The organism is Mucilaginibacter sp. UR6-11, from assembly GCF_020880695.1.
In the GTDB taxonomy this organism is placed as follows: Bacteria; Bacteroidota; Bacteroidia; order Sphingobacteriales; family Sphingobacteriaceae; genus Mucilaginibacter.
Genome location: NZ_JAJIWO010000006.1, coordinates 1 through 18172 on the forward strand (window position 1 = coordinate 1; position 18172 = coordinate 18172).

General features: G+C 41.6%; 14 protein-coding genes. 4 read left to right on the forward strand and 10 right to left on the reverse strand.

All coding sequences use genetic code 11. The features are described from left to right. A partial coding sequence (locus LJ658_RS14210; RefSeq protein WP_230547185.1) for an outer membrane beta-barrel protein occupies nt 1-479 on the reverse strand: 479 nt, incomplete at its 3' end. A gap of 199 nt (nt 480-678) precedes the next feature. Beyond that, nucleotides 679-2289 carry an ammonium transporter gene (locus tag LJ658_RS14215; RefSeq protein ID WP_230547186.1) on the reverse strand — a complete coding sequence of 537 codons (1611 nt, stop codon included), beginning with the start codon at nt 2287-2289 and terminating at the stop codon, nt 679-681. Nucleotides 2290-2847: 558 nt separating this feature from the next. Between LJ658_RS14215 and LJ658_RS14220 the strand changes: the two genes are divergently transcribed. Together LJ658_RS14220 and LJ658_RS14225 are read left to right on the forward strand one after the other, a co-directional pair. Continuing rightward, entirely contained in the window at nt 2848-5022 is a 2175-nt protein-coding gene (locus LJ658_RS14220) for a glutamine synthetase III (RefSeq protein WP_230547187.1), read from the forward strand. 102 nt (nt 5023-5124) lie between these two features. Continuing rightward, nucleotides 5125-6306, forward strand: a complete 1182-nt coding sequence (locus LJ658_RS14225; RefSeq protein WP_230547188.1) for an AIR synthase related protein — start codon at nt 5125-5127, stop codon at nt 6304-6306. A gap of 70 nt (nt 6307-6376) precedes the next feature. On the opposite strand, the gene LJ658_RS14230 is transcribed toward LJ658_RS14225, so the two are convergent. The 4 genes from LJ658_RS14230 to LJ658_RS14245 form a co-directional block, all read right to left on the reverse strand. After that, on the reverse strand, nt 6377-7759 hold the full coding sequence (locus tag LJ658_RS14230) for an OmpA family protein (protein WP_230547189.1): 1383 nt from the start codon (nt 7757-7759) through the stop codon (nt 6377-6379). A 181-nt stretch (nt 7760-7940) separates the two neighbouring features. Further along, nucleotides 7941-9122, reverse strand: a complete 1182-nt coding sequence (locus LJ658_RS14235) for a PLP-dependent aspartate aminotransferase family protein (protein ID WP_230547190.1) — start codon at nt 9120-9122, stop codon at nt 7941-7943. Nucleotides 9123-9137: 15 nt separating this feature from the next. Beyond that, nucleotides 9138-9572, reverse strand: coding sequence for an OsmC family protein (locus LJ658_RS14240; RefSeq protein ID WP_230547191.1), 435 nt, complete (start codon nt 9570-9572; stop codon nt 9138-9140). Nucleotides 9573-9686: 114 nt separating this feature from the next. Next, nucleotides 9687-10112 carry a DUF3052 domain-containing protein gene (locus LJ658_RS14245; protein WP_230547192.1) on the reverse strand — a complete coding sequence of 142 codons (426 nt, stop codon included), beginning with the start codon at nt 10110-10112 and terminating at the stop codon, nt 9687-9689. Nucleotides 10113-10210: 98 nt separating this feature from the next. Here LJ658_RS14245 and LJ658_RS14250 point away from each other — a divergent pair, with 98 nt between their 5' ends. Then, entirely contained in the window at nt 10211-11452 is a 1242-nt protein-coding gene (locus tag LJ658_RS14250) for a nucleoside recognition domain-containing protein (protein WP_230547193.1), read from the forward strand. 79 nt (nt 11453-11531) lie between these two features. Continuing rightward, the gene (locus tag LJ658_RS14255; RefSeq protein ID WP_230547194.1) at nt 11532-11966 is read left to right on the forward strand and encodes a hypothetical protein; all 435 of its coding nucleotides are present in this window, start codon (nt 11532-11534) and stop codon (nt 11964-11966) included. A 219-nt stretch (nt 11967-12185) separates the two neighbouring features. Here LJ658_RS14255 and LJ658_RS14260 read toward each other — a convergent pair whose 3' ends face one another. The 4 genes from LJ658_RS14260 to LJ658_RS14275 form a co-directional block, all read right to left on the reverse strand. Further along, complete coding sequence (locus tag LJ658_RS14260) at nt 12186-12803, reverse strand: TetR/AcrR family transcriptional regulator (RefSeq protein ID WP_230547195.1); 618 nt, start codon at nt 12801-12803, stop codon at nt 12186-12188. Nucleotides 12804-12959: 156 nt separating this feature from the next. Further along, nucleotides 12960-13445, reverse strand: coding sequence for a DUF4126 family protein (locus tag LJ658_RS14265; RefSeq protein ID WP_230547196.1), 486 nt, complete (start codon nt 13443-13445; stop codon nt 12960-12962). Between the two features lie 181 nt (nt 13446-13626). Beyond that, complete coding sequence (locus LJ658_RS14270; protein WP_230547197.1) at nt 13627-17043, reverse strand: efflux RND transporter permease subunit; 3417 nt, start codon at nt 17041-17043, stop codon at nt 13627-13629. Nucleotides 17044-17068: 25 nt separating this feature from the next. Next, a complete protein-coding gene (locus LJ658_RS14275) occupies nt 17069-18172 on the reverse strand; it encodes an efflux RND transporter periplasmic adaptor subunit (protein WP_230547198.1) in 1104 nt (367 codons plus the stop codon).

Here is an 18172-nt window from a genome sequence, read left to right on the forward strand (position 1 = left end):
ATACCGGCATTCTGGAACGGCCCGTAGCTAAACAAATAGGAAGTTGTATAGTTAAAGTTTCCTGTCGGGGCTATAACCTCATAGCCAACAAACGTAGCCATATAGCCACCCGTTAAATTGAAGTTATCCGTTACGTCATAGGATACGTATAAGTTCTCGATATGATTAGAAGGAACCGGTAACGAAGCATCACTGCGCGGGCCAAAAGATAATTCACCTACAAAAGCAGCTTTGCCTACTTTCTTCTTAAAACCAAAATCGATCATACCTATTGAAAATGAATTCTGGTCATTGCCATAATAGGTACCTCCCGCCGGAAGCGCAATGTTGTTATGACCTGAAAAATCATATTTATAATAAGCATCCGCCGAACCGAAAATAACTAACGGAGCATCACTGGTCGTTTTAACAGTATCCTGGGCTTGCGACGCCAGGCTAAATGCTGATACAGTAAGTAATAAAAGTAATAATTTTTTCATGATAATTTGATAAGTGATTGATTAATAATAGATTGTTGTGTTTTATTGCTGTTGTAATAGTTTATTTTATAAATTGTATGTCAGGACCTTATTAATATTTTTTTCGTTAGTTGCTTGCAGTCAGATATAGCTAACCCTTGTACGATTGATAATAGCGTGGCATTATCAGCCGCACAAGGGTTAAATATGTATTTATACCTTAAGCTGTTACTTTAGTGCCTTTATCAAAAAGGCCGCTTAAGCTAATATCATCGTCAGTTACCGGATATACTTCTATACCGTGATCAAACATATCAATACCGCCTACACCAAGTTCGCCATGTTCTTCAATACGCAGTCTCCATGGATTTGGTAATTTATTGATGATGTACATCATGGTTATTGACACCACAAACACTGCTATCGCGATAGTAAATGTACCGATGGCCTGGGCCTCCAACACACTTGCGTTACCACCATAAAATAAACCGGTTACCGGTGCACTGTTATCCGGGCCGCTAACGCCTGTTACGCCGTATTGACCAGAAGCGAATAAACCTAAAGACAGAGTTCCCCAGATACCGCAAAAACCGTGTACAGATACTGCACCAACCGGATCGTCGATACGTAACCACTCAATAAAGTTCATTGCCGCATATACCAGGAACCCGGCAACAGCACCTAAAGCAAGCGCGCCAAGCGGGCTAACCCAGTAGCAAGGGCAGGTAATGGCAACCAGGCCACCTAATAAACCATTTAATGTATAACCCAGGTCAAATTTACCTTTAGTGGGGCCCCACCATAAACCGGCTAACATAGCCATCATACCACCAGAGCAGGCAGCAAGTGTAGTGTTGGCAGCAACGCGGCCGATACCCTGTACATCCATACCAGATAAGGTACTTCCAGGGTTAAATCCGTACCATCCAAACCAAAGGATAAAGGTACCTACTGCGGCAAGAGCCATGTTGTGTCCCGGTGGCATTCCTCCTTTTTCTTTATCATCCCGGGCAAATATTCTGCCCAAACGCGGGCCTAATACAATAGCACCGGCTAATGACGCCACACCGCCAATGGTGTGTACAACTGTTGAACCGGCAAAATCACGGAAACCCTGGCCAATACCCGGTAAGAAACCGGTTGGTGTACCCATAGTAACTAAGAAACCGTCAGGTCCCCAGGCCCAGTGGCCTATTATCGGGTAGATAAAACCAGTAATACCTATACTATAAAGGATATCTCCGCGGAAACTTGTACGGCCGATCATTGCACCCGATACGATAGTTGAGCAGGTATCAGCAAAAGCATATTGGAAAATCCAGTGTGCCAAAATAGGTACGCCGTAAGCCTCATAAGTTGCAGGCGTATTTTGCAGGAAGAACCAGTTTTTACCGTCAGCGCCACCCCATCCTATAAAACCGTTTCCATGTCCAAACATAAATGCGTAACCAACGGCATAAAATAAGATCCCGCAAAGGCAGGTATCATATATACACTCCATTAATACGTTAACTGTTTCTCTTTTACGAGCAAAACCAGCCTCAAGCATTACAAACCCTGCCTGCATCCCAAATACCAAAAACGCAGCTACCAATGTCCAAACTGTATTGATTGAATTCATGATTGAAGTTTCAATATCAGTTGGTTTTGCCGGAGCAGCGGCAGCGTGAGCTGCAGTAGGCAATAACCCCGGAATAGTGAACATTGCTGCCACCACCAAGCCTAAGCCAATCATTTTTCCAGTTAAAATGGTCGCACCCAGCGCCCATTTCTCCCGCGTCAATCCGCGAAACGCGCTTAGCAGGGTGAATTTTGGTTGTTTTACTTTCATTTTGTTTGTTGATTTAGTGAATTAGTTAAATGTGATTTTGTTTCTTGTATAATTAATAAGCGTTGTTGCAATTTTTCATTTAAATATTAACAATATCGTTGTTGAAATATCAGTTTGTTAATATTTTCATAAAATTATGGATGAATTTTATGAAAAACAAGAGTTTGATTAAAAAAATTGCATTAAATCGTAAATTATTACGATAAATATAAAATTTAACAATTATTTAATAGACTTTTTGAATAATTTTTAATTGAAAAACTATACAAGGTATAATTTATACAATTATTTATCCCAACTTTATTTGATTTTCTCCAAAAAAAGATGATTTATCTTTACGATTTCCAATAAATAAATAGATATTTTTCAAAAAAGGCTCTTTTTAATTCTAAAAAACAGAAAATACACCAAATAAAGTGCGGCAACCCTATTTATATTACCATCGTATAAAAAAATAGAAAAAAGCGCGGAACTTTTATAAATTCCTATAATAATTACCGTTTATTTTAAAGTATAATTCTATTTTTGAGCTAAACCATCAAAATAAAAACGCAAACCATGCCTAATATTCGTTTTCAAGCCTTACAGGCTGTATTAACAAGGACAATTCCTGAAACAAAGGCGCCTTCTTCAAAAATTTCTGATTTTTTTGGCGCCAATGTATTCGATATAAAAAAAATGAAGGAGCTTCTTTCAAAAGAAGCTTATAATAGTATAGTAAACTCTATTGAAAAAGGCGAGCCTATCCCCCGGGACATGGCAGAACAGGTTGCAACCGCTATGAAATCATGGGCTTTGGGTAAGGGCGCTACCCATTATACCCACTGGTTTCAGCCCCTTACCGGCACCACAGCCGAAAAACATGACGCTTTTTTTGAACCCACAGCCGATGGCGGTGCTATAGAAGTTTTCTCGGGGGATGCCCTGGCGCAACAGGAGCCTGATGCTTCAAGTTTCCCAAGCGGCGGTATCCGTAATACATTTGAAGCCAGGGGCTATACCGCGTGGGACCCATCTTCTCCGGCATTTTTAATGGCGCGCACCTTATGTATACCAACTGTATTTGTATCGTACACCGGTGAGGCATTAGATTATAAGGTACCTTTATTAAAGGCCGTTAGTGCTTTGGATAAAGCTGCGGTTGATGTTTGCCATTATTTTGACAAAGGCATCGAAAAAGTAAATGCATCATTAGGTATTGAGCAGGAATATTTTTTGGTTGATATTGCCTTATTTAATGCACGCCCTGATCTTTACTTAACCGGACGTACTTTATTCGGCCATATGTCTGCCAAAAATCAGCAGCTAGAAGATCATTACTTTGGTTCAATACCTGAACGTGTATATGCGTTTATGCAGGATATGGAAACCGAGTCGTTATTACTGGGCATACCATTAAAGACACGTCATAATGAGGTTGCACCATCGCAATTTGAATGTGCCCCTATTTATGAAGAGATCAACCTGGCTATAGATCATAATCAGCTATTAATGGACCTGATGGATCGCGTAGCCAAGCGCCATAACTTTAAAGTTTTGCTGCACGAAAAACCTTATGCCGGTATAAACGGATCAGGCAAACACAATAACTGGTCGATGATTACCAATACGGGTAAAAACTTATTGTCGCCGGGCAAAACGCCCAAGAACAACCTGATGTTCCTGACGTTTTTTGTTAACACCATTAAAGCGGTGTATGAACATGCCGATTTATTGCGCGCATCCATTGCCTCTGTAAATAACGATCACCGCCTGGGCGCAAATGAGGCCCCTCCCGCTATTATATCTATATTCCTGGGCAGCCAGTTAAGCGAGCTTTTGGACGAGATAGAAACCTCACGGATCAGCAAAAAAGTTAAAGATGAGGCATTGCTATGGCAGGGCATCCCTAAAATACCGCAAATATTAAAAGATAATACAGACCGTAACCGTACTTCGCCGTTTGCATTTACCGGTAATAAGTTTGAGTTGCGCGCGGTTGGCTCATCAGCAAACTCGGCCAGCCCGATGACGATCTTAAATCTGATCGTGGCCGATCAGCTTAAAAAATTCAAGTATGATGTAGATAAACTGTTGAAAAAAGGCGAGAAAAAAGACGTTGCCTTATTAATAGTGATCAAAAAATATATTAAAGAATCAAAAAATATCCGCTTCGAGGGTAATGGCTACAGTGAAGAATGGGAAAAAGAAGCCGAACAAAGGGGCCTGTCCAACTTTAAAACCACGCCCAAAGCGCTTGATGCATTCGTCTCAGAGAAATCCGAGATCCTGTATGCAGAAAGCTCTGTATTTACTAAACGCGAAGCGCAGGCGCGCCATGAGATATTATTAGACGCTTTTTATAAAAAACTACAGATCGAGGCCCGCGTTATCGGCGAACTGGTAATGAACGTCATTATTCCGTCGGCAATTGATTACCAAAGCAAACTGGTTGAAAATGCAACCGGGCTAAAAGGTTTGGGACTGGACAGTTCTGTTTACCAGGTACAGCTGGACATTATTAATAAAATTGCCGAGCACATTAATTTCATCAAATTAAACGTAGACCAGATGGTTGCCGAGCGCAAGAAGGCAAATGATATTGAGGACCTGCGGGAAAAAGCTATTACTTATGATGAGAAAGTTAAATCATACTTCCAGCCTATCCGGTACCATGTTGATAAACTGGAGCAATTGGTAGATGATTCATTATGGCCACTACCTAAGTTCAGGGAACTGCTGTTTATTAAATAATTTTTCACGAAATGCACGAAATACAGGACGAATTTCACGAATTACCTTTGTGAAATTCGAATAAATTCGTGCATTTCGTGTTTATGACGGTATATTTGGCCCATGATTTCTTCGCAAAGATATGATCAAAGAGGCGTTTCTGCCTCTAAGGACGATGTACACAACGCTATAAAAAACATTGACAAGGGCATTTTTCCGCAGGCATTCTGCAAAATAGTGCCGGATATTTTAACCAATGATCCGCTGTATTGCAATATTATGCATGCCGACGGCGCCGGTACAAAATCTTCGCTTGCTTATACCTATTGGAAGGAAACCGGCGATATCTCTGTTTGGCGCGGGATTGCACAGGATGCCATCATAATGAACCTGGACGACCTGCTGTGTGTAGGCGCGACGGACAATATCCTCTTATCATCTACCATCGGCAGAAATAAAACCCTGATACCCGGCGAAGTTATCGCAGCCATTATTAATGGTACCGAAGAAATACTGGCAGAGTTGAGGGAGGCCGGCATAGGCATTTACTCGACGGGTGGCGAAACAGCGGATGTTGGCGATCTTGTTCGTACTATTATTGTTGACTCGACGGTAACCTGCCGGATGAAACGTGAGGACGTAATATCAAACGACCGTATTAAACCGGGGGATGTTATTGTCGGATTGGCCTCTTACGGGCAAGCAACGTATGAAAAAGAATATAACGGCGGTATGGGGTCGAACGGATTAACATCTGCCCGTCATGATGTGTTTAATAAAAGCATAGCCGATAAATATCCAGAAAGCCATGACGCTGCTATCCCGCAAGAGTTAATATTTTCTGGTACCAAATCGCTAACAGATCCAATCAGTATAGGCGGTGGAAAATCTGTTACCGCAGGCAAACTGGTTTTGTCGGCCACCCGTACTTATGCGCCCGTTATTAAGCAGATACTAGATAACTACAGAAGCCAGGTGCACGGTATGGTGCATTGCAGCGGCGGTGCGCAAACTAAAGTATTGCATTTTGTTGATCGGTTACATATTGTTAAAGACAACCTCTTCCCTATTCCGCCTTTATTTAAACTTATACAGGAAGAATCAAAAACCAGCTGGCAGGAAATGTATAAGGTATTTAATATGGGTCACCGTATGGAACTTTATGTACCCGGGGATATTGCTGACGATCTGATTAAAATTTCTCAAAGTTTTGGTGTTGAGGCACAGGTAATAGGCTACGTTGAAGCGGCCGAAACGAAACAGGTAACGATCCGCTCAGAATTTGGCGAATTTATTTACCAATAGGTAAAATTATCAATAACAAAAAAGTCCGGCCAAAATTGGCCGGACTTTTTTTGCTTAATTATTATAGAGATTAAAACAACGTGAATTCAACACGACGGTTCATCTGACGGCCTTTTGCAGTTTTATTAGTTGCAATTGGCTGTGATTCGCCGTAACCGGTAGCTTCAATACGAGATGGGTTAGCACCTTTGCTTACCAGGTATGATTTGATAGATTCTGCACGATCTTTAGATAATCTTAAGTTTGCTTCATTTGATCCGACAGCATCAGTATGACCTGCTAATTTCAGGCTAAAGTTTTTGTCGATCAGCAATTGAGCAACTCTGTCTAAACTTGGGTATGAATGCGCACGGATAGTCGCTTTTCCAAAGTCAAATTCAAGATTTCTGATAGCTTCTTTTACAATTTTTCTATCTTCTTCAGTTACGTATACTTTAACGTCAGGTCTCGGTGCTGCTGCAACAGGTAACGGACAACCTGAACCATCAACTTTAACGCCAGATGGTGTACCCGGGCATTTATCATAAAAATCAGCAACACCGTCACCATCACTATCAGTGGTAAATTTAGCAAGGTTAGCATTAGTTGCATTGATATCATTTCTAAGTTGATCATTGATTGCTTTTTGGGCGTCAATCTGACTTTGCAATCTTTGTTCTTCAGTTAAGTATTCATGCTGAATAGAAGTGATCGGGTTAGCCCATTGTAAATGAGGTTTTGATTTTGAACCCAAAAAGAACTCTATACCACCATAACCATATGAGTAATGACTGGTTTTAGGATATTGATTAACACCGTTAAAGCTATTTGCATCAATAAAGTTCTCGTTATAACCTAAGTTAATAGCAACGGCATCACTTACTCTAAATTTGACACCTCCGCCAATTGGCATAACCAGGGCTGATGATTTAAAAGAAGAAGTTGCCGTGGTAGGGAAATCGGTGCCATTATAACCGGTAACAGTTGGTGTATAATAAACAACACCCAATCCTGCGTTTAAGAAAAATTGTACTGCATTTTTACGACGCAGATAATCAACTGTAGCGAAGTTAAATACGCCGCTTAAACTAACCTGATTAAATTTGGTGCTAAAGTCTGTATAACGCTCGCCGGCATTGTTGGTAATATAAGGAACATTTGAAGGAACTCCGCCTTTTACTGTACCACCATTATAATCTAATTGCAAACCAAACGAATGAACAAGCTGATCTCTGATAGACAGGCCATAACCAGCAGCTGGCTTCCAATGGTCAAAACCATTATGGCCGCCGGTTGCTAACATTAATGATGGCAAGCCCCCGTTAATACCAATTGACCAGGTATTGTAAGCTGAAGCACCTGAAAATGGTTTCACATACTCAGTATTGCTTACATCAGTTGTTTGGGCAAATACACCGCCGCCTAACAGAACCCCTGTCATCATAAGGGCAGCTTTTTTTAAATTTGTTTTCATAATTGTTGTTTTAGTTGAACGCCTAAAAAAGGCATATACGTGTAAAGGCAATTGTAATGCCATATCGGTAAAACAACTTAATCGCTGCGAGGCTGTGTCCCATAAAAAAAGTGCAATAATTAATTATTGCACTTTAAAGTATACAGTTTTGTATAATATGTGTCAGATTTGAAGCGGCTAATTAGCCTGCACTTTTCTCTAAAGCCTGAGTAATATCAGCTATTATATCTTCGGCTTTTTCCAAACCTGTTGATATGCGAATCAGGCCCGGGGTAATACCCACGCTTAAACGCTCGGCGTCCGTTAAACGCGAATGTGTGGTACTTGCCGGATGTGAGGCGATGCTGCGTGTGTCACCCAAATTGGCGGTAACAGAAAGCATCTGCAAGGCATCTAAAAACTTGCGGCCGGCTTCTAACCCGCCTTTTATCTCCATACAAAAAACACCACCACCCATTTTCATCTGTTTTTTGGCGATGGCATATTGTGGGTGCCCCACTAAAAAGGGATATTTTACCGATGAAACACGCGGGTTATTTTGTAAAGTTTCAGCAACCTTAAGCGCATTTTCGCAATGGCGGGTCATGCGTACATCAAGCGTTTCTAAACTCTTGCTTAATACCCAGGCATTAAACGGCGCTAAAGCCGGGCCCGTATTACGGCAAAACAGGTAGATCTCTTTTATCAGGTCGGCACGGCCAACTACAATACCGCCAAGCACCCTGCCCTGCCCGTCTATCCATTTGGTAGCCGAGTGTACAACAAGGTCGGCACCATATTCAATAGGTTTTTGCAATAAAGGGGTTGCAAAGCAATTATCTACATTTAAAATAAGGTTATGCTTTTTAGAGAATTTACCCGCCCACTCCAGATCCAGTATCTCCAACTGCGGATTGGTAGGGGTTTCCAGGTAAACCATCTTTGTGTTTGGCTGTACAGCAGCTTCCCAGGCAGCCTCATCCCCTGCAGGAACTAAAGTGCAGGTAATGCCATAGCGTGGCAAATATTTGGTTACCAGCGTAAATGTACTGCCAAAAACCGAACTGCAACTTATCATGTGGTCGCCCTGCTTCAGCAATGCAAAAAAGGACCCAAATATGGCGCTCATGCCGGTGGAGGTTGCAAAACCATCCTCGGCACCTTCCAGGGCGCACATTTTAGCGATAAACTCATCAACGTTAGGATTGCTGAAACGGCTATAGATATTATCGTCTGTTTCATCAGCGAAAGCAGCGCGCATGGCTTCAGCTTCATCAAAAATAAAGCTACTGGTTAAGTATAAAGGTGTGGAGTGTTCCTGCTGTTGCGTTCGTTCGGTTTGAATGCGTATAGCCTGGGTTATCGGGTCTGTTTTAGCTGACATTTATATATATGCTTTTTATTTAGTAACAGCAGGATGTACAAATACCTGCGTTTTAATCTCGGCGCCGCCTTTTTCTAAAGTAGCAGCAACCGAACAATATTTATTTACAGAAAGATCCACGGCGCGGTTGGCTTTGTCAGGATCTATGTCGCCGTACAGGTGAAACTCAATGGTAACATCTTTCCATAGGGACGGTTCTTTGCCTGCTTCGCGGCCGCCATTGATCACCATTTTATAATCCTTCACGTCCTGCCGCTGTTTCTTTAAAATAGTAATCACGTCAATTGCCGAGCATCCGCCCAACCCCATTAGCAGCATTTGCATAGGGCGCACCCCAAAGTTTTCGCCGCCGCTTTCCGGGCTGCTGTCCATATTAACCGTATGTCCGTTTTCATCACTTGCAGCAAAGCCGAAGTCGCCGTGCACGCGTTCTAAATTTATAGTAGGCATAATCTATGTAACAAGTGTGCTAAGTTATAACTTTTGCAGGAGTAAACTTTGGGCTAAATCAACATTTTTGTAATTTTAGCAACATGCTATTGTAAAATAGAGCGATCAAAAAACTCACTCTGCGGGTCTGTCCTTTACCGGGATAACCAATTTTAGCCCCGACCAAACCTCATTAACTGCGCAAACTTTTATGTCAACCAAACCTATGCTTATCGCGTAATTTCTGATGATATCTTCGGTAATATCAGCACTCACTTTTGATGCCTTTTTGGGCCATGATACCCATATTATTCCCGCAGGTTTCAGCTGAGCTTTTAATCGCGGAAGCAGGTCAATAAATTCAGATTTGTGTTTGGTGAAGAGATGGATAAAATCCTTTTTAACGCCGTCATCACTAACCAACCTGCAGTCATTCGGAAAGTCAGTAAACAGATCGAAGTAATTTGACGGCTCATTAATCAGGCATAGGGTAAACCCTGATTTTACACCCAGTTTCTTAGCCAGCGGCGTTCCCGAATATCCTGAAGTTTGGTTTGTCATCCTTACAGATGTTTATATTTAATTAAAATTGCGTAAAACAACAGTGCTTATCAAATCAAAATTGCATATTTTCACACCGCTATAAATACGCTCAACACATGGCTTTAAATTATATCTGGGTTGCCTTTTTCTTAATTGCGTTTGTTATCGGCCTGATTAAGCTGATATTTTTTGGCGATACAGAAATATTTAAACTCATGGCCGAGGGAACTTTTGACACGTCAAAAGCAGCTGTTATGGATATTGCGTTGCCATTGGTGGGGATAATGTCCTTATGGTTGGGGATTATGAAAATTGGCGAAAAAGCCGGCGCTATTAATTTCCTGTCGCGCATAGTGGGCCCGTTTTTTAACCGCCTTTTCCCGGAAGTACCTAAAGATCATCCTGCTGTCGGGCAGATGATGATGAACTTTTCGGCTAACTTATTGGGATTGGATAACGCAGCGACGCCATTTGGCTTAAAAGCGATGAACGGTTTACAGGGGCTTAATAAGGATAGCGATACGGCGTCAAATGCACAAATCATGTTTTTAACGCTGCACGCTTCCGGCCTGACAATTTTGCCAATTGCCATAATTGCGCAGCGGGCCATATACCATTCTGCCGACCCTACTGATGTGTTTATCCCCTGTATAATAGCTACCTATGTTGCAACGCTGGCAGGATTAATTGTTGTTAGCATTAGGCAAAAAATAAACCTGTTTGACCGGGTGGTTGTATCCTGGCTGGGCGGAATAACGGCCGCCATTGGTTTAATGATATGGTATTTTGTGGCTTTTTTAAACAAACAGCAGATAGGCGAATTTTCGAAAGTATTTAGCAACATTGTTTACCTGACCATCCCTACGTTATTTATACTGGGCGGATTACGAAAAAAGATAAACATATTTGAAGCATTTATTGACGGCGCAAAAGAAGGGTTTGAAGTATCTGTTAAAATTATCCCCTACCTGGTTGGTTTACTGGTTGCTGTGAGCCTTTTCAGGACCTGCGGTGCATTAACCTATATTGGCGATGGTTTTAAATGGATATTCGGACATTTCCATAATATAGACACGCGGTTTACCGATGTTATTCCTATTGCTTTTATACGCCCGCTAAGCGGCTCGGGTGCCCGGGCAATGATGCTGGATAACCTGAAAACCTTTGGAGTAGACAGCTTTACCGGCCATTTATCGAGCGTGTTATATGGCACGGCCGACACAACTTTTTATATTGTGGCGCTTTATTTCGGCGCGGTAGGCATCAAGAAAACACGCTATGCCATCCCCGCGATGCTTATAGCTGATTTTTTCGGGATAATGACAGCTATTTTAATTTCTTACCTATTCTTCGGTTAGTCTAACCAGTTATATGCTCAACACTGCAAACAGCACCGGAACTATTTTAAACATTAAAATCTAATACCTTTTTTATAGCATGCCTAACAATTTATCTGAAAACAAAACCCAAGATTATTTAAACCAAAAAGCCAATAAGAAAAAAACCGGCAACCGGGCGTTGTGGGTGTTCCTGGTATTTATTTTTATCGCGATAACTGTCGTAGTAAAAATAACCCTTACTGGCTCATTAAAACCGGAATTTTTTAAAGGGATGCCCGGCAGCGATGATGTTTATGCTGTAGCTAAAGAATTTATCCGCCCAACCCTCCGGTCATCAGGCGTCACATTTGCTGACAGTAAATACAAGTTTGGCAAACAGGCCGATTCTGTTTATGTAATCCAATCATCAGTTGAATCAACAAATGATAACGGCGAAAAGATCAATACTGAATTTAAGATAATTTTAAAATATAACGGCGGCCAGGTTGACAAGCAAAAGAACTGGACACTGATAGACCTGAGTGAACATTAAGCCGTTAAACCAAATAAAAAAGCAGGCTGAAATTTTACTTTCGGGCCTGCTTAATCACTCTAAAACAATCACCTCTTAACTTTAGAAGTATCTTTTATAACTAATATATTGTGTATCGATTATTTACTAAACTAAAAACTTTAGTCAAAGGTATTAATAAGTTAGCTGTTTAAACTCATAATAAATATTTTTTACGACGAGGTGACAGTGGCCTGTTAGTTAATACATTAACCCTTTAACAAAAATATCAAGCAACATTAATCTTTTGCTATGTATCTCATCAAGATGCTCTTTTTTAGGGAACATAACTTTTTTATGCGACACTGCGCTAACCCTTACCCCATGCAGGGCATCCAACAGTAAGTCGACAACTTCAATGGGATTAGCAACCGGCTTTATATTTCCTTTATCAGCTTCAATCTTTATGGCCGCGCTTAACAGCGTCAACTCGGTTTGATGGATCTCTGTTATAATTTCCCAAATGGTATCGGGCAGGTTCTGCTCATTTACCCTGAAAAAATCAAAGAAGTTATAATTCTTAACGATAAAATCATGCTGCGCATCTATCTGCGAAATAAAAGCCTCTTTAAGATTATCAAACTGGTTAAGCTTACTTTCAAGCGTTTCAATATACTCACCGGCCAGCTTGCGCATAACATCAATATATAACTGGCTTTTATCCGGAAAATAATAATACAATAACGCTTTGGACAAAGACAGATCACCGGCAATTTCGTTCATCGTGGTTTTTGAATAACCATAATGCAAAAACCTTTGATAAGCCGCATCTAAAATTTTATCTCGCTTGATATCCTGCTGGTCGCTTCCTGAGCTCATTGTAGATTAATTATTCCAAAAACTGACTATTTAAACAAAATTATCAATAATTCTACATTATTAACCTATTATCCCGCCTTTAAGTGTTTAAACTCTCAAAATTGATACACAAATTACATTGAGATTAAATTCAGATTAGATTCAAATGTACTTTGCTCAAGCCAGTCTGGCCAGCTCAATTCCGGCCCCGACCACCAATGCGTCCTCTATTGCGCCAATAACCGGATCGATGATCCCGGTGGCTTTAACAGTCGCTTTACGTAAAAAGAAACTGCCAAATGTTGAAGCGACAGCTGCCGTTCCGCCTAATAAAGCACCGGTAAATGCGTTGCCGCCACTTGCTTTTAATATCCCCGCGCCTGCCAGCGCGCCTGATAGGCACCGGGCAACCAGTACAACAGGTTTTATCCGGTTAGGTGTAAAAGGTAATTTATCGCCAACAAACTCTGCCAGCGCCATATATTTTAAACCACTGGCAACAACGTTCGACTGCAAAAAGCTCAACTTGGATTTTGTCAGGGTTTTAGATTTGTGGTGACTCAATAGATAACTGGTGATTGCAGGAGCAGATGCTGACCGCATCCCCGCCAATGCACCAACACTTAATACCTGCCAAAATGGTTTCTCTATCTTCAGTTTCATAATTACAAGTTTTTCCACTTCATTCGTCGCAATAACCGTTCCTGAAAAAAAGCAGAGTTTTAAACAAAATCCATTGGGGCTATAACGGGATGGGCATAGCCGGTTATGGAAGACCATTCAACAAAAAAAGACCGGACATTTGTGCCCGGTCTTTTTTACGATGTGATCTTTGATCCGACAATTATACTTCTGCCAGCTCGGGTTGTGTTTTATGCGGCTGGCTGTTTTTACTAAACCTTGCCTTGATCCGGTAACGAATCAGGTACATACATGGAACGAGGATCAGGGTGATAATGGTTGCGAAACCTAACCCAAATATCATTGTCCATGCTAATGGCCCCCAGAATGCAACGTTATCGCCACCAAAGTGGATATGCGGCTGGAAATGGGTAAATAATCCAACAAAATCAATATTGAAGCCTACTGCCAACGGTATTAAACCCAATATGGCTGAAGTAGCTGTTAACAACACCGGGGTCATCCGGGTATGGCCGGCTTCAACAACCGCGTCATGTATGTTTGAGCCACTTTCCATTAACATGTCGGTAAACTCAACCAGTAATATCCCGTTACGTACCACAACACCCGCAAGGGCAATGATACCTACACCGGTCATTACAATAGATATGGTCATCTTAAAGATACTCACACCCAGCAATACACCAATGATACTAAACAATATTTCGCTGAGTATGATCAGCGTTTTACCGGTCGAGTTAAACTGGATCATCAGGATGATCAGGATCAAACCAAATGAGGTAGCCAGGGCACCCAGCAGGAAGTTCATAGCTTCTGCCTGGTCTTCCTGGCCGCCGCCCATTTTAATGGTAACGTTAGCCGGTTTTTTAAAGTTGTTTATCGCCCTTAAAATATTGGCGTTAACTTCATTGATATTATTGGGCTTAATAACATTTGATCCCAGTGTTAACACCCGCCTTTGTTGTTTGTGCTTAATGTTACTATAGGTTGTAGTATACCTAACATCTGTAAAAGCAGATATCGGCACCTGGCGTATAGCACCACCTGTGGCTAAGTCGCGGTAAGTGATCTTTAAGTTCTTTAAAGCGTCCAGATTACCGCGCTGGCTTTCAAGTGCCCGCACTTTTATCTGGTAATCATCTTCCCGCGTATTCCTGAAATCGCCGGCTTTACCGCCAAATACCGCGGTAGCTAATGTTTGCGTTATCTGGCCGGTGCTTATACCTTCACGGTTGGCACGTTCACGGTCAACGTCAAATACAATTTCGGGTTTATCAGTTTGCACGTCGGCAATCAGTCCTTCAATACCGGCTATATTTTGTTTAGCCAGGTAGCTTTTCAGGTGATTGGCTGTTTTAACCAGCGTATCTATATTATCACCCGCAATTTCAATACTGATATCTTTTTGCACCGGCGGGCCACCGTTTTCCTGGGCCACCGCTATTTTAGCGCCCGGGATTATACCGTCAACAGCCTTACGTACTTTTGCAAGAACTGCTTTGGTGTCCTTACCATTACGTTTACCAAATTCAACAAACGCAACGGTTATCTTACTCTTGTTCTCGTAATCGCCCTGATCTTCATCAGACGGGTCGGCAACGCTGGCCGTAACGTTTGATATGATTGACGATACAATATCCTTATCCGGTTCAACGGCTTCTGCAACACGTTTCTCTAACTTTTTGGTTACCTCATTGGTGTAAGCCTGGTCGGTACCGATGGGCATGGTTACATACACAAAGGCAAAGTTAGGATCACCCGCCGGGAAAAACTCCACTTTTGGCGACCGGGCAACCAGGAAGAATATGGTGAAAATAAATAAGACTACCGTTCCGCCTAATACCACCCACGGGCTTTTAACGGCACGTTCCAGCCATCTGGCATACCAATCTTTAAAGCGGGGCCAAAAATTATTTTGGAAACCGTCTATCGCTCTTAATAAAACAAAGTGGTTTAGCAGGTATAACGCTATGATCAGCACCATAAAGTTACCAAAGCCAAAATTTATCAGATAGCCAACTACGGTGGCTATTACCAGGTACAATAATGAACGCTGTACTTTTTTATCAAATTTTGGATGATCATGTTCGCCTTCAACATGCGGTTTCATAAAATCAACCGCGAATACCGGGTTAAATAAATACGCTACAACTAATGACGCCAATAACGTTATGATTAATGTGATAGGCAGGAAGAACATAAAGTGACCGATCAGGCTATTCCAGAAAGCCAGCGGGATAAACGGAGCAAGTGTGGTCATGGTACCAGAAAACACCGGTAAGAATACCTCGCCTGCCGCCATCTTGGCAGCCTGCTTAATTGGGATTGCTCCGTTGTTAAAGATCCGGTGCGTGTTTTCAATTACCACAATGGCATCATCCACCACAATACCCAAAGCAAGCAAGAAGGAGAACAGCACGATCATGTTTAACGTAAAGCCTATAGCCGGCATCACCAGGAAGGCAATAAAACACGACAACGGTACAGACAGCGCCACAAATATGGCGTTGGTGCTACCCATAAAGAACATCAGGATAATGGTAACCAATATAAACCCAATAACAATGGTGTTTATAAGGTCATTTAAGGTGGTACGTGTTTTGTCTGACTGATCGCCGGTTACGGTAATCTTAAGCCCCTTGGGGAACGTAGTTTTTAATTTTTGCGCAATCAGGCTATTGATCTTGTCAGAAGCTTCGATCAGGTTCTCGCCGGTACGTTTACTTACGTTAAGGGTGATAACGTTTTTGAAATCCTTACTGTCATTCGTTTTTAAACGGGCATAACTCTCCTGCTCTAAAAACGAATCTTTGATCTCCGCTATATCACGCAGGTATATCGGTTGCCCTTTGGGGTTTCTGACTACCATTTCGGCCACTTCAGCAGCGCTTTTGTAATCTTTTTTAATGTCGATACTGCGGCGGATACCATCAGTAGTTACGTTACCTGCTGAGGCAATGATATTTTCATTACCAATTGCCTGCATAATATCATTAAAAGTTAATTGTACTGCCGCCATTTTATTCATGTCGACATTGACCTGGATCTCGGGCGTTAACGCTCCTACTTCCTCAACCCTTGATATTTCTTTATAGCTTTCAATTTCGTCTTTTAAGTTATCCGCATATTCTTTTAACTTTTTCAAGTCGTAATCGCCTGAAATATTTACGTAAAGAATAGGGATATCGGCAACGTTAATATCAGATATAATAGATTCTTTCAGGTTGGCATCATTTTGCGGCAGATCCTGTTTCGCTTTGTCAACGGCTTCCTTAACATCAATCTTTGCGTCCCTGATCTTAACATCCGCATTAAATTCGGCTGTTATAACAGAGATGTTTTGTTTTGAGTTTGAGGTTACCTTTTTTAACCCTTTAAGTGATTTTAATTGCTTCTCTAACTGCCTGGTTACCAGCAACTCAATATTTTGCGGCGATTGGCCGATATAAGGCGTGCTCACAAAAACCTTTGATTGCGCTATATCCGGGAAATTCTCCTTAGGCAAATTATTGTAGCTGATAAGACCGAGTACCGTTATTAAAAATATCAATACGTATATGGCAGTCTTATTATCAATGGCCCAGCTTGATGGCCCAAATTCTTTGTTAAGATCTTTCATTATAGATCAAATTAGTTAAGTGTGATTAATTAACAGACTGTAGCACATTTACCTTGTCGCCGTCATTCAAATCAGATGCGCCGGCAGTTATTAACTGATCGCCGATAGCTAAACCTGATGTAATTTCGGCCTGGCTGCCATAGCTTGCGCCAACTTTAATGTTTTTGCGTGTGGCTATGCCGTTATTATTAACATAAACGTAATCGCCCTGCTCTGATTTTTGAATAGCGTTTAACGGAATAACAATTGCCTTGCTATGGTTATAGTCAGCTATCTTAATAATTGCTGTCATATTTGGGCGCAATGTTTTGCGTGCCGGCAGGGCTATCTCAATAGCAAAACTACGTGATGTCGGGTCGATTGCTTTAGCGGCAAAAGTTAACCTTGCACTTAAAGAATCGTTACCATCAGGGATAACAATTTTAACATTATCGCCCTGGTTCACCCGGCCCGCATATGATTCAGGCACATCAGCCTTTACTTTCAAAACATCGGCATTTACAATACGTATACCTGTGGTACCCGGCTGTGCAACCTGGCCCAGTTTCAGATCCATTTGGTCAATGCTGCCGCTAATTGGCGATATGATGCGGTACAAATCGGCTTGTTGACGCAATCCGTCCACCTGCTTTTGTGCGCTTTGCATTTGGGTTTGTGCCTGTAAAAACTGCACTTCGGTACCAATCTTCTGATCCCACAGATTCTTTTGACGCTGGAACAAAGTTTTAGCTAAAGCCGCCTGCGACTCGGCCTGTGCGATGTTTTCTTTTAACACGCTGTTATCCAGTTGTACCAATAGCTGGCCTTTGTTAACGTGCTGACCCGGCGCTACATATATTTTGGTAATAACACCCGGTGATTGCGGGTAAGCCGTAACATTATCTTTAGCGTCAATTTTACCTTGTATATCAACATAATGGGTAAAATTGGTTGCTGCAATTTTTAACACGCTTATATCAGTGCTTTTTGAAGAATCCTGACCTGCATCAGCTAGCTGTAACGCTGCAATTTTTGAATTGATATCTGCCTGTTGTTTTTTAAGATCGGCTAATTCGGCCGCTTTATCTTTTGGCTTGTGCGAGCAGGCCGCTAACAACAATAAAGCCGGTATGTATATTAATTTTTTCAT

Excerpts from the sequence above, each read along its gene's own strand:
- LJ658_RS14225 (WP_230547188.1), top strand. The coding sequence starts at position 5,125 with ATGATTTCTTCGCAAAGATATGATCAAAGAGGCGTTTCTGCCTCTAAG.
- LJ658_RS14235 (WP_230547190.1), bottom strand. The coding sequence starts at position 9,122 with ATGTCAGCTAAAACAGACCCGATAACCCAGGCTATACGCATTCAAACC.
- LJ658_RS14240 (WP_230547191.1), bottom strand. The coding sequence starts at position 9,572 with ATGCCTACTATAAATTTAGAACGCGTGCACGGCGACTTCGGCTTTGCT.
- LJ658_RS14260 (WP_230547195.1), bottom strand. The coding sequence starts at position 12,803 with ATGAGCTCAGGAAGCGACCAGCAGGATATCAAGCGAGATAAAATTTTA.
- LJ658_RS14215 (WP_230547186.1), bottom strand. The coding sequence starts at position 2,289 with ATGAAAGTAAAACAACCAAAATTCACCCTGCTAAGCGCGTTTCGCGGA.
- LJ658_RS14245 (WP_230547192.1), bottom strand. The coding sequence starts at position 10,112 with ATGACAAACCAAACTTCAGGATATTCGGGAACGCCGCTGGCTAAGAAA.
- LJ658_RS14255 (WP_230547194.1), top strand. The coding sequence starts at position 11,532 with ATGCCTAACAATTTATCTGAAAACAAAACCCAAGATTATTTAAACCAA.
- LJ658_RS14220 (WP_230547187.1), top strand. The coding sequence starts at position 2,848 with ATGCCTAATATTCGTTTTCAAGCCTTACAGGCTGTATTAACAAGGACA.
- LJ658_RS14265 (WP_230547196.1), bottom strand. The coding sequence starts at position 13,445 with ATGAAACTGAAGATAGAGAAACCATTTTGGCAGGTATTAAGTGTTGGT.
- LJ658_RS14250 (WP_230547193.1), top strand. The coding sequence starts at position 10,211 with ATGGCTTTAAATTATATCTGGGTTGCCTTTTTCTTAATTGCGTTTGTT.
- LJ658_RS14275 (WP_230547198.1), bottom strand. The coding sequence starts at position 18,172 with ATGAAAAAATTAATATACATACCGGCTTTATTGTTGTTAGCGGCCTGC.
- LJ658_RS14270 (WP_230547197.1), bottom strand. The coding sequence starts at position 17,043 with ATGAAAGATCTTAACAAAGAATTTGGGCCATCAAGCTGGGCCATTGAT.
- LJ658_RS14230 (WP_230547189.1), bottom strand. The coding sequence starts at position 7,759 with ATGAAAACAAATTTAAAAAAAGCTGCCCTTATGATGACAGGGGTTCTG.